The sequence below is a fragment of the Phaeobacter sp. JH20_26 genome (genome assembly GCF_048056275.1).
GTDB lineage: Bacteria > Pseudomonadota > Alphaproteobacteria > Rhodobacterales > Rhodobacteraceae > Phaeobacter > Phaeobacter bryozoorum.
Genome location: NZ_JAYMWL010000019.1, coordinates 279,764 through 292,663, shown reverse-complemented (window position 1 = coordinate 292,663; position 12,900 = coordinate 279,764). Strand labels below are relative to the sequence as shown.

10 protein-coding genes are annotated in these 12,900 nt (G+C 63.6%); 9 read left to right on the top strand and 1 reads right to left on the bottom strand.

The genetic code is table 11. The features are described from left to right. The first annotated feature begins 108 nt into the window (after positions 1–108). The 4 genes from VWY60_RS16865 (at position 109) to VWY60_RS16850 (ending at position 5,546) form a co-directional block, all read left to right on the top strand. Entirely contained in the window at positions 109–1,584 is a 1,476-nt protein-coding gene (locus VWY60_RS16865) for a PLP-dependent aminotransferase family protein (protein ID WP_416541216.1), read from the top strand. Between the two features lie 277 nt (positions 1,585–1,861). Beyond that, on the top strand, positions 1,862–3,637 hold the full coding sequence (gene xsc / locus VWY60_RS16860; protein WP_340546827.1) for a sulfoacetaldehyde acetyltransferase: 1,776 nt from the start codon (positions 1,862–1,864) through the stop codon (positions 3,635–3,637). Positions 3,638–3,642: 5 nt separating this feature from the next. Next, a complete protein-coding gene (locus tag VWY60_RS16855) occupies positions 3,643–4,389 on the top strand; it encodes a TSUP family transporter (protein WP_416535248.1) in 747 nt (248 codons plus the stop codon). Continuing rightward, the gene (locus tag VWY60_RS16850) at positions 4,386–5,546 is read left to right on the top strand and encodes an acetate/propionate family kinase (RefSeq protein ID WP_416541215.1); all 1,161 of its coding nucleotides are present in this window, start codon (positions 4,386–4,388) and stop codon (positions 5,544–5,546) included. The genes VWY60_RS16855 and VWY60_RS16850 overlap by 4 nt, the downstream gene beginning before the upstream one ends. A gap of 37 nt (positions 5,547–5,583) precedes the next feature. Here the strand turns inward: VWY60_RS16850 and VWY60_RS16845 are convergent, their stop codons facing one another. Next, positions 5,584–6,435, bottom strand: coding sequence for a phosphate acyltransferase (locus VWY60_RS16845; RefSeq protein ID WP_416541214.1), 852 nt, complete (start codon positions 6,433–6,435; stop codon positions 5,584–5,586). A 32-nt stretch (positions 6,436–6,467) separates the two neighbouring features. Here VWY60_RS16845 and VWY60_RS16840 point away from each other — a divergent pair, with 32 nt between their 5' ends. From VWY60_RS16840 to VWY60_RS16820, 5 genes are all read left to right on the top strand, one after another. Further along, positions 6,468–7,601, top strand: a complete 1,134-nt coding sequence (locus VWY60_RS16840; protein WP_416541213.1) for a citrate synthase — start codon at positions 6,468–6,470, stop codon at positions 7,599–7,601. A 76-nt stretch (positions 7,602–7,677) separates the two neighbouring features. Next, complete coding sequence (locus tag VWY60_RS16835; protein ID WP_416541212.1) at positions 7,678–10,518, top strand: molybdopterin oxidoreductase family protein; 2,841 nt, start codon at positions 7,678–7,680, stop codon at positions 10,516–10,518. A gap of 79 nt (positions 10,519–10,597) precedes the next feature. Next, complete coding sequence (locus tag VWY60_RS16830) at positions 10,598–11,392, top strand: 4Fe-4S dicluster domain-containing protein (protein WP_416537393.1); 795 nt, start codon at positions 10,598–10,600, stop codon at positions 11,390–11,392. Beyond that, a complete protein-coding gene (locus tag VWY60_RS16825) occupies positions 11,392–12,279 on the top strand; it encodes a dimethyl sulfoxide reductase anchor subunit family protein (RefSeq protein WP_416541211.1) in 888 nt (295 codons plus the stop codon). Before VWY60_RS16830 ends, VWY60_RS16825 begins: the two co-directional genes overlap by 1 nt. A 147-nt stretch (positions 12,280–12,426) precedes the next feature. Then, positions 12,427–12,900: a carboxymuconolactone decarboxylase family protein gene (locus VWY60_RS16820; RefSeq protein ID WP_014875774.1), complete on the top strand. Its 474-nt coding sequence runs from the start codon at positions 12,427–12,429 to the stop codon at positions 12,898–12,900.

The following is a 12,900-nucleotide window of genomic DNA, read 5'->3' as shown; positions in this document are numbered from 1 at the left end:
AGATGCGGCATCACGGGCCAGACGCGGCGGCTGGGTTTTCCTCCGCAAGCGTGCAAAAAACACGTAAGTCCAGATTGCACCCCATTTATGTCCAGCCTACAGTGATTCATGGCTATCTCTGTCGACACCTTCTTTCTGAACCCTGACGCGCAAGGCACCCTGCAGGCGCAGATCCAGGAAATGATTGCCGAGGGCATTCTCTCCGGCCGCCTGCGGGTCGGGGAAAAACTGCCGTCCTCGCGCAAACTCGCCGCGCATCTGGGCATCAGCCGCATCACCGTGACGCTGGCCTACACAGAGCTGCTGGCCAATGATTACCTGATCTCCAGAGGGCGGTCGGGCTATTATGTCTCCGAGAATGCCCCGGTGCCGCCCAGCTATGCGCCCTCGCAGAAATCGGCCGATACGGTCGACTGGGCCTCCACCATCGTCGGCAACTACTGCGGCGGCGATACGCCCCGCAAACCGCAGAACTGGCGCGACTACCGCTATCCCTTCATCTACGGGCAGGCCGATGCCACGCTGTTTGACCACGCCAACTGGCGGCTCTGTGCCCTGCGCGCGCTGGGGCAAAAGGATTTTGCGGCCCTGACCAACGACTATTTCGATCAGGACGACCCGCTTCTGGTGGAATATATCGCCCGCCATACCCTGCCCCGGCGCGGCATCTCTGCCCGGCCCGAGGAGATCCTGATCACCCTTGGCGCCCAGAACGCGCTCTGGCTGGTGACCCAGCTGCTGCTGGGACCGGGCCGCAAGGCCGCGCTTGAGGATCCGACCTATTACACCTTGCGCGATCAGCTGGTCTATCGCGGCTGTCAGATCGACTGCCTGCCGGTGGATCACGACGGGCTGCCCCCGGATGCCATTCGCGATGACACCGATGTCATCTTCACCACCCCCAGCCACCAGAGCCCGACAACCGCCACCATGCCGATGGCGCGGCGCAAGCAGCTGCTGGAACGCGCCCGCGAGATCGACGCGGTGATTGTCGAAGACGATTATGAGTTTGAAATGTCCTTCCTCGGCGCGCCCTCCCCCGCGCTGAAGTCGCTCGATGCCGATGGCCGGGTGGTCTATGTCGGCAGCTTCTCCAAATCGCTCTTTCCGGGGCTGCGCCTTGGCTATCTGGTCGGCTCCGAGCCATTTATCCGTCAGGCCCGCGCGCTGCGCGCCAATGTGCTGCGCCACCCGCCCGGCCATGTGCAGCGCACCGTGGCCTATTTCCTGTCGCTCGGCCATTACGACGCCCAGATCCGCCGCATGGCCAAGGTGCTGCATGACCGCCGCTGCGTGATCGAAACGGCGGTGACCGATCACGGGCTCAGCGTCGCCGGGGTCGGCGTCTACGGCGGCTCTTCCCTCTGGATGCGGGCCGAGGATCACGTGGACACTGCGGTTGTTGCCCGATCGCTGGTTGAAAAAAGCGTCCTGATCGAACCCGGCGCGCCCTTCTTTGCCGCCGAACACCGCAAACAGAACTATTACCGGCTGGGCTATTCCTCGATCCCGTCCAGCCGGATCGAGCCGGGTCTGGCGCTGCTGGCCGATGCCCTGCGCCCCTGCAGCGCAAAGGCAGGCTAGCCCTGCAAGGCAATCCCACCCGGACCGGCCCCCAAAGCGTGCCCGGTGCCTGCCCCAAGCGTGCCTGAAGCGCCATCAGGCCGCGATCAGAACGCGCTCGGGACGCGCCGTGCCTGCGCCCCGTTTGCCGCCGCAGCGCAGCATTCGGCACGCCCTGGAATACTGGTCTTAATCCAGCCCGTGAACTGGCCCTAACCGCCCCTCGCGCGGCGGAATACACCAGAGTCATCCCGGCCTCTGTGCCGGCCCTATTGGCGTCTCATCAGGAGAACACGCGATGAAAATGACCACCGAGGAAGCATTTGTAAAAACACTGCAAATGCACGGCATCCAACATGCGTTTGGCATCATCGGCTCGGCCATGATGCCGATTTCCGACATCTTCCCCGAAGCCGGCATCACTTTCTGGGACTGCGCCCATGAAGGCTCCGGCGGGATGATGGCCGATGGCTACACCCGCGCCACCGGCAAGATGTCGATGATGATCGCCCAGAACGGCCCCGGCATCACCAACTTCGTAACCGCCGTCAAAACCGCTTACTGGAACCACACCCCGCTGCTGCTGGTCACCCCGCAGGCCGCGAACAAGACCATCGGTCAGGGCGGTTTCCAGGAAATGGAACAAATGCGCATGTTCGCCGACTGCGTGGCCTATCAGGAAGAGGTCCGCGACCCCTCCCGCGTGGCCGAAGTGCTGAACCGTGTGATCATGAACGCCAAACGCGCCTCAGCACCTGCGCAGCTGAACATCCCGCGCGACATGTGGACCCAGGTCATCGACATCGAACTGCCCGCCATCGTCGAATTCGAACGCCCCTCCGGTGGCGAAACCGCTGTCAGCGATGCGGCCAAACTGCTCTCCGAAGCCAAGAACCCGGTGATCCTGAACGGTGCCGGTGTTGTCCTGTCCAAGGGCGGCATCGCCGCGTCGAAAGCACTGGCCGAGCGTCTGGATGCTCCGGTCTGCGTGGGCTACCAGCACAACGATGCCTTCCCCGGCAACCACCCGCTGTTTGCAGGTCCGCTGGGCTACAACGGGTCCAAGGCCGGCATGGAGCTGATCAAGGACGCCGACGTCGTCCTCTGCCTCGGCACCCGTCTGAACCCGTTCTCCACCCTGCCGGGGTACGGCATGGAATACTGGCCGGCCAATGCCAAGATCATTCAGGTCGATATCAATCCCGACCGCATCGGCCTGACCAAGAAAGTCTCCGTCGGCATCATCGGCGATGCCGCCAAAGTGGCCAATGGCATTCTGGCGCAGCTGAGCGACACCGCCGGTGACGCGGGCCGCGACGAGCGCAGGAACCGCATCGCGGAAACCAAATCCCGCTGGGCGCAGCAGCTGACTGAAATGACCCACGAGGACGACGATCCGGGCACCACCTGGAACCAGCGCGCCCGCGACGACAAACCCGACTGGATGAGCCCGCGCATGGCATGGCGCGCCATCCAGCAGGCCCTCCCCCGTGAGGCGATCATCTCCTCCGACATCGGCAACAACTGTGCCATCGGCAACGCCTACCCCTCCTTTGACGAAGGCCGCAAATACCTCGCCCCCGGCCTGTTCGGCCCCTGCGGCTATGGTCTGCCCGCTGTCATCGGCGCCAAGATCGGCTGCCCGGACACCCCTGTCGTCGGCTTCTCCGGCGACGGCGCATTCGGCATCGCCGTGACCGAGCTGACCGCCATCGGCCGCGAGGAATGGCCCGCCATCACCCATGTCGTGTTCCGCAACTACCAGTGGGGCGCGGAGAAACGGAACTCCACCCTGTGGTTTGACGACAACTTCGTCGGCACCGAGCTGGACGAGCAGGTCTCTTATGCAGGCATCGCCAAGGCCTGTGGTCTCAACGGCGTTGTGGCCCGCACCATGGACGAGCTGACCTCGGCGCTGGCGCAGGCCATCGAGGACCAGAAAAACGGCAAGACCACCCTGATCGAAGCCATGATCAACCAGGAACTGGGGGAACCGTTCCGCCGTGACGCCATGAAGAAGCCGGTCCGCGTGGCAGGCATCGACAAGGCCGACATGCGCGAACAGCAGGTCTGACGCAAATGCCCCTGCCTTTTGATCTCTCAATGGGCGCGGGCGCCTTTCTGGCCGCCGCATTGTTTGCGGCGGCCTTTATCCGCGGTTACTCCGGCTTTGGCTTTTCCGCGATCTTCATCATCCTTGCCGCTCTCATCACCAACCCGCTGCCGCTGATCCCTGTGGTCTTTGCCTGCGAGATTGCGATGACCGTCTTTCAGGCGCGCGGCATCCGCCCCCATATCGACTGGCGCAGATCGGCGGCCCTCTTGGCAGGTGCCGCCGTTGCCACCCTGCCCGCCGTGGCCGTGATGGCGCGCCTTGGCCCGGATCAGGCCCGGCTGGTGATCTCGGTGCTGATCTTTGCGCTCAGCCTGCTCCTGCTCAGCGGCTGGAGCCTCGCGCGGCCCATCGGCACTACCGGTCATGTCGCTGTGGGCATGGCCTCCGGCATGGCCAACAGCGCAGGTGTCGGCGGTCTGCCCGCCGCCGCCTTCATGACCGCGCAGCCGATCCCGCCTGCGGTGTTTCGCGCCACTATGATCGTGTTTCTCACCGGCATCGACCTGATGGCCCTGCCGGTGATGTCCGCCCATGGGCTGACCGGGCCGGACACGCTCTGGGGGGTTCTCCTTGCCTTTCCGATCCTCGGCGCGGGCGTCTGGGTCGGTTCACGCGGCTTTGCGCTCGCCGCGCCGCATCTGTTTCGTCGCTATGTCGTCACCCTGCTGGCGGCTCTGGCCGCCCTCAATATCGCGAAGGTTGCGCTATGAGCCCCCGATCCGCCGCCGATATCCTGATCCTCAATGCAGGATCCTCCTCGATCAAATTCGCGATCTTCGACGCCGACCTCACTCAGCGGCTCGCCGGTCTGGCCGAGGGGATCGGCACGCCGCAATCGCGCCTGCGCATCGCGGGCGACAGCCGGGACAGCCAGTTCCCCACCCATGCCGAGGCGCTGGCGGCCATTCTGGCAGCGCTGCCGGACCATGGCATTGATCCCGCAGATCTGGCCGCCGTGGGCCACCGGGTGGTGCATGGCGGGCGCAAGCTGACCAAGCCGGTGCGGATCACCCCCGATATCCGGGCCGAGATCGCCGACTGCACGCCGCTTGCCCCGCTGCATAACCCCCACAGCCTTGCCGCGATCGACACCATGGCCGCCACCGCACCCGATCTGCCGCAGTTTGCCAGCTTTGACACCTCGTTTCACGCCACCAACCCCGAGGTCGCAACGCGCTACGCGATCCCCCGCGTGGAAGAGACCAAGGGCATCCGCCGCTACGGGTTTCACGGTCTGTCCTACGCCTCGCTGGTGCGGCGCCTGCCGGAGATTTCCGGCGCCGCCCTGCCCTCGCGCCTGCTGGCGTTTCACCTCGGCAATGGCGCGTCGCTCTGTGCGATCCGCAATGGCCAGTCCGTTGCCACCACCATGGGCTATTCGCCCCTGGATGGCCTCACCATGGGCACGCGGTCAGGCGGGATCGACGCCAATGCGGTGCTGCGCCTGGTCGAGGACAACGGTCTCGACCGCACCAAGGCGATCCTCAACAACGAAAGTGGCCTGCTCGGCCTGTCAGGTGGCAAATCCGACATGCGCAACCTGATGCTCGACCCCAGTGCTGACAGCGCCTTTGCCATCGAACATTTCTGCTATTGGAGCCTGCGCCACGCAGGCAGTCTGATTGCCGCAATGGAGGGGCTTGATGCCATCGCCTTCACCGGCGGCATCGGTGAAAACGCGGTGGGTGTGCGCGCCCGCATCCTGCGCGGTCTGGAGTGGATCGGCGCGCGGATGGATGTCGATGCCAACCACGCCCGCAAATCGCGCCTGCATGCGGGCAGCTCCAAGGTGGCGATCTGGGTGGTCGAGGCCGAGGAAGAGCGCCAGATCGCCATGGATGCCCAGACCCTGATGGGGACGCCATGATCGCCGCCCCCGCCCTCGTGCCATCTCACGCGCCGGATCAAATCTGCGCCACCGTCAGCACAGTCGCCGCCACGATATCCTCGACCGAGGCGCCCCGGCTCAGATCGCAGACCGGCTTGGCAAAGCCCTGCAAGAACGGCCCCAGCGCCTGCGCGCCGCCCAATTCCTGGCAGAGTTTGTATCCGATATTGCCCGCATCCAGCGTCGGGAAGATCAGCACATTGGCCTTAACCGGGGCGATGCCCTTCTTCTCGGCAATCGCAGGATTGAGCGCCGCATCCGCCTGCACCGGACCTGCAAACCCGCTGGCCTCTGCCGCCGCGCGCACCAGCGCCACACTGTCGCCATCGCCCGAGGTGCCGGTGGAAAACGACAGCATCGCAACCCGCGCAGCCCCCAAGAGCGCCTCGGCAGAGCGCGCAGAAGCCCGTGCAATATCAGCCAGTTGCGCGGCATCCGGCGCCACGTTGACGGCACAGTCGGCAAACACCAATTCGCGCCCATCGGGAAAGATCATCAGGAAAAACGACGAGGCGGTGCTGACCCCTGCATTCAGCCCGATGCCGATACTCGCCGCTTCGATCACCCGGCGCGTGGGCACATCCGCACCCGCCACCATCGCATCCGCTTCGCCCGCAGAAACCATCGCGGCCGCGCGGTACAAGGGTTTTGCGAGCATCCGCTTGGCAATCCCCTCTTTCATGCCGCGCGCGGCCACCAGCACCTCCACATGCGCGTCAGACAGCGGCGCCAAAGGCACCGCCTCCACCAGCCCCGCGCGGGTCAGCTGGTCGACGGCGGCCGCCACTCTCGGATCCTCCATTTCGGGGAACACCACCCGCGCCTTGCGGTTGCGGGCCTGCGCATATGCCTTTTCAAGTACAGTCATTTTTATCTCCCTTGCGGGGAAAGGAGCCAGCAATGAGCGATGACGTCAAGATCAACCGGGGCCTCAAGGGGATCTACTTCGAACGCTCCGGGGTCTCCGACATTGATGGCGCCAAGGGCGAGCTGAGCTATCGCGGCTATTCGATTCACGATCTGGCGACGCACTCGACCTTTGAAGAAGTCTCCTACCTGCTGATCCACGGCGAGCTGCCCACTACCGAGGAACTGGCCGGTTTTGACGCCGCGTTGAAATCCGCGCGGGTGCTGCCGCCGGCGGTGCTCGATATCATCCGCGCCACCAAGGATGGCCATCCGATGGACGTGCTGCGCACTGCCGTCTCCGCCCTCGCCGCGCTCGAACCAGACAGCCAGCAGGTGGGCGAAGACGCCTTCGTTGCCAACGGGATCCGGCTGATTTCGCAGGTGCCAATCATCATCGCCGCCCATGACGCGATCCGAAATGACCGCGAAGTGGTCGCGCCCGACATGGATCTCAGCCATGCGGGCAACTGGCTGTGGATGCTGAAGGGGGAAAAACCCACAACCGAGGCCACCCGACTGGCGGATGTGGATTTCATCCTGCACGCCGAACATGGCGCCAATGCCTCCAGCTTTGCCGCGCGCGTCACCATCGGGACCGAAACCAATCTGCACGGCGGCATTGTCACCGCGCTCTCCACCCTTGCAGGTCCGGCCCATGGCGGCGCTGCCGAAGACGTGATGAAGATGGTGCATGAGATCGGCACCCCCGACAAAGCCGCCGCCTACGTGAAGGCCAAACGCGCCGCCAAGGAGGCCGTCACCGGATTTGGCCACCGCGTCTACCGCAAGGAAGACCCCCGCGCGCGGCACATGCGCGACGGCGTGCGCCAGCTGGGTGCGGAAATGGGCGCGCCGGAATGGTATGAAATCCTGCAAGCCGTGGTCGAGGCGATGCAACCCTACGCGCGCCATGGTCTCAACGTGAATGTCGATTTCTACTCCGGCGTGATCTACCAATTGCATGGTATCGCGATGGATCTCTACGTGCCGATCTTTGCCATCGGGCGGATGCCCGGCTGGATCATCCAGTGCATCGAACAGCAGCGCGGCAATATCCTGATCCGCCCGCTGACCCTTTACAACGGGCCGGAACCCCGCGCCTATATTCCGATAAATACGCGCTGATCCGCGACACTCCGCGCCATATCACATAACGCCGCCCGGCCCATGCAGGCCCGGCGCATCATCAAACAGGGACACCATGGCACATACCCAGCCCCAGCTAGACACCTCGCCGCCCGTGTCGGACGAGATCCGCCAGACCACCTGCTACATGTGCGCCTGCCGCTGCGGCATCAACGTCCACATGAAAACCGGCGAGGACGGCCAGAAGAAAGTCGCCTATATCGAAGGCAACCGCGATCACCCGGTGAACAAGGGCGTGCTCTGCGCCAAAGGCTCCGCCGGCATCATGCAGCACAACGCGCCCTCGCGTCTGCGTGCGCCGATGAAACGCGTCGGCCCGCGCGGCTCCGGCAAGTTCGAGGAAATCTCCTGGGACGAGGCGCTGGACATCGCTGCGGGCTGGCTGGAACCGATCCGCGAGGATAACCCCGAAAAGCTGGCGTTTTTCACCGGTCGCGACCAGTCCCAGAGCTTCACCAGCTTCTGGGCGCAGAACTTCGGCACCTGCAACTATGCAGCCCATGGCGGTTTCTGCTCGGTCAATATGGCCACCGCCGGCATCTACACCATGGGCGGCGCGTTCTGGGAATTCGGCCAGCCCGACTGGGACCATACCAAGCTGTTCCTGCTGTTCGGCGTCGCCGAGGATCACGACAGCAACCCCATCAAGATGGGCATCGGCAAGATCAAGGCGCGCGGCGCGCGGGTCATCGGGGTAAACCCGATCCGCTCCGGCTATAATGCCGTGGCCGACGATTGGGTCGGCATCACGCCGGGCACCGACGGGCTGTTCATCCTGTCGCTGGTGCATGTGCTGATGAAGGCCGGCAAGATCGACCTCGACTACCTCGGCCAGTTCACCAATGCGCCGGTGCTGGTCAATCAGGATCCCGCCAGCCCCGACTATGGCCTGTTCCTGCGCGACGATCACGGCGCGCCGCTGGTGATCAATCGCACCACCGGCAAGCTGGCGCCCTTTGACATGCGCGGCGTGCGCCCCGATCTGGGCGGCTCGTTCGAACTCGATGGCATCACCCATGTGTCGGTGTTCCAGCTGATGGCCCAGCGCTATCTCAGCGACGATTACGCCCCCGAAGCGGTGGCTGAGCGCTGCGGCATCCCCGCCAAACGCATCCGTGCCATCGCCGCCGAACTGGCCCGCGTCGCCTTTGACGAGGCGTTCGAGCTGGATCAGGAATGGACCGATTTCCGCGGCGAAACCCATAAAACCATGAAGGGCCGCCCGGTTGCCATGCACTCCATGCGCGGTGTCTCGGCCCATGCCAACGGGTTCCAGACCTGCCGCGCCCTGCATGTGTTGCAGATCCTTCTGGGCACGGTCGAGGCCCCCGGCGGCTTCCGTTTCAAACCACCCTACCCCAAACCGGTAGAGGCGCATCCCGCCCCCCATTGCCGCGTCACGCCGAACAAACCGCTGGATGGCCCGCATCTGGGCTTTGTCCATGGGCCGGAACATCTGGCGCTGAAAACCGACGGCAGCCCGGCGCGCATCGACAAGGCCTTTACCTGGGAAAACCCAATGTCCAGCCACGGGCTGATGCATATGGTGATCTCCAACGCCCATGCCGGCGATCCCTACAAGATCGACACGCTGTTCATGTATATGGCGAATATGTCGTGGAACTCCTCGATGAACACGCGCGGCGTGATGGAGATGCTGACCGATACCGACGACAACGGCGACTATGTGATCCCCCGGATCATCTATTCGGACGCCTATTCGTCGGAGATGGTGGCCTATGCCGATCTGATCTTGCCCGACACCACCTATCTGGAGCGCCACGACTGTATTTCCCTGCTGGACCGCCCGATCTGCGAAGCCGATGGCGCAGCCGATGCGATCCGCTGGCCTGTGGTCGAACCCGACCGCGATGTGCGGGGTTTCCAGACCGTGCTGGTGCAGCTTGCCAACAAGATGAAACTGCCCGGCTTCACCCATGAGGATGGCACCGCCAAATGGCAGGACTATGCCGATTATATCGTGAACCACGAACGCAAACCCGGCATCGGTCCGCTGGCTGGCTTTCGCGGTGAAAATGGCGACAAGGTTGGCCGGGGCGAGGTGAACCCCGAACAGCTGAACAAATACATCGAAAACGGCGGTTTCTTTGTCGAACATATCCCGGCAGAGGCCAGCTATTTCAAACCCTGGAACATGGCCTATCAGGACTGGGCGGTGAACCTCGGTCTGTTCGACAGCCCGCAGCCCTATCTGTTCCAGCTCTATGTCGAACCGCTGCGCAAATTCCAGCTGGCCGCCGAAGGCCACGGCGAACGTCAGCCGCCCGACCATCTGCGCGACCGCATTCGCCAGACCATGGACCCGCTGCCGATCTGGTACGAGACCGATCAGCAGGGCAACGAAGGCTTCACCGTCAACGCCCTGACCCAGCGCCCGATGGCGATGTATCACTCCTGGGGCACGCAGAACGCCTGGCTGCGCCAGATCCACGGCCGCAACCCGCTTTATGTGCCGACCAAACTGATGCGGCAAAACAATCTCAGCGATGGCGACTGGGCCAAGGTCACCTCCCCCCATGGCGAAATCACCGTTCCGGTGATGGAGATGGCCGCGCTCAATGAAAACACCGTCTGGACCTGGAACGCCATCGGCAAGCGCAAGGGCGCCTGGGCGCTGGAGGAAAACGCCCCCGAAGCCACCAAGGGCTTCCTGCTGAACCATCTGATTCACGAATTGCTGCCGCCCAAGGGCGACGGCCTCCGCTGGGCCAACTCCGACCCGATCACCGGTCAGGCCGCATGGTTCGACCTCAAGGTGAAGATCGAGAAAGCCGCCGCGCCGGAAGATCTGAGCGAAAGCCAACCCGCCATCCCGGCGCAGGCCTCGCCGGTGGGCACCGGCCCCAAAGACCTCACATGGAAGGTGGGCAAATGATCGACCCAATTTTCTTCGAAGAAAATTGCCAAGAAAATACCCGTCTTCTTGGTTCCGCAACTTGTACTGAGGGTATGCAATGACCGAGCTTCCCACCAGGACCGACCGCAAGATGGGTCTGGTCATTGACCTTGATACCTGCGTCGGCTGCCATGCCTGTGTGATCTCCTGCAAGGGCTGGAACACCGAAAACTATGGCGCGCCGCTCAGCGATCAGAACGCCTATGGCGCTGATCCCTCCGGCACCTTCCTTAACCGTGTGCATTCCTATGAGGTGCAGCCCTCCCCCTGTGCCAGCCAGCCCAACCCAGCAGCCCAGCTGGTGCATTTCCCGAAATCCTGCCTGCACTGTGAAGACGCTCCCTGCGTCACCGTCTGCCCCACCGGCGCCAGCTACAAGCGGGTGGAAGACGGTATCGTGCTGGTGAACGAGGACAATTGCATCGGCTGTGGCCTATGTGCCTGGTCCTGCCCCTATGGCGCGCGCGAGCTGGATCTGGCCGAAGGGGTGATGAAGAAATGCACCCTCTGCGTCGACCGGATCTACAATGAGAACCTGCCGGAGGTGGACCGTGTGCCCTCCTGCGTGCGGACCTGCCCGGCAGGCGCGCGCCATTTTGGCGATCTGGGGGATCCCGACAGCGATGTCTCCAAACTGGTAGCCGCGCGCGGCGGCATGGATCTGATGCCGGAAATGGGCACCAAACCGGTTAACAAATACCTGCCGCCCCGCCCCAAGGACCAGATCGAGGACCAGATCGACATCCTCGCCCCGCTGCTGGCCCCCGTCGCCGAAGATCCCAAAGGCTTCCTTGGCTGGCTGGACAAGGCGCTTGATAAGCTTCCGGGACAGACTTCAGGGGGGGCAAGCTGATGCATCCGGCACCATCCGTTATCATCTTCACCACCCTCTCCGGTCTGGGCTTTGGCCTTCTGGCCTTCCTTGGCCTCGGCAAGCCCGAGGTCACCGGCTGGGTTGCCTTTGTGTTCTATGCCATCGCCTTTGGCTTTGCGGTGGGCGGGCTACTGGCTTCGACGTTTCACCTCGGCCGACCGGAACGGGCCTGGCGCGCCTTCACCCAGTGGAAAACCAGCTGGCTCAGCCGTGAGGGCATCTGCGCGGTTGCAGCCCTCATCGTGATGGGGCTTTTTGCCTTTGGCGCGGTGTTTCTGGACACCCATTGGTGGGCGCTTGGCTGGCTCGGTGCGGCGCTGTCGCTGGCAACGGTCTTTACCACCTCGATGATCTACACCCAGCTGAAGACCATCCCGCGCTGGAACATGTCCCTGACGCCGGTGATGTTCCTGTCCTTCAGCCTTGCGGGCGGGTCGCTGCTGGCTGGGGCCGAGGCGCTGGCGCCCTGGCTTCTGGCCATCGCGGGCTCGGTGCAGCTGGCCTATTGGGCCAAGGGCGATCAGGCCTTTGCCACCTCTGGCACCAATATGGGCACCGCCACCGGCCTTGGCGATCGCGGCACCGTGCGCGCGTTTGAGCCGCCCCATACCGGCTCCAATTATCTGCTGCGCGAATTCGTGCATGTTGTCGGGCGCAAACACGCGCAGAAACTGCGGGTCATTGCCTTTGCCCTTGGCTTTGCGCTGCCCTTGATCTGCCTGATCCTGCCAGTTGAGGGTCTGATGCTCAAACACCTGCTCGCAGGCGTCGCCGTGCTGCTGCATATCGCCGGTATTGCCGTGTCGCGCTGGCTGTTCTTTGCCCAGGCCGAACATGTGGTCGGGCTTTATTACGGCAAACGCTGATCACCACCAAAGACCACGATCAGGGCGCCCCAGCGGCGCCCTTTTTCATTGAATGCGCATCCTTTTTCAAAAAAATCGCGCCGGTCATGTCACAAACCCGCCCGCTGCCTCGTCCTGTTTCTGAACCCATCAGAAAGGACCAAACCCATGACCCAACGTCTCGATTATTTCTCCGTCGCCGGTGATCTCTTCAAACCGATGCTGGAGCAGGAGAATCTGTTCAAGAACAGCACATTGGAATTCAGCGTTGTGGAGCTGGTAAAGCTGCGCGCCTCGCAGATCAACGGCTGCGCCTTCTGCATCCACATGCACACCCATGAGATGCGCGCCCACGGCGAGAGCGAGGATCGGATGCATCTGCTGAACGCCTGGCGTGAATCGCCGCTCTACACGCCCCGCGAACGCGCCGCCCTGGCGTGGTGCGAGGCACTAACGCGGGTGGAGGCCACCGCCGCACCGGATGCCGATTATGACGCCATGGCAGACCTGTTTGAGCCGCGCGAACAGGTGCTGCTGACCCTGCTGATTGGCGCCATCAACAGCTGGAACCGCATTGCAATCGGCTTTCGCAGCGCCCACCCTGTGAGCGAGGACCAGACCACAGGGGCCAACGCCGCGTGA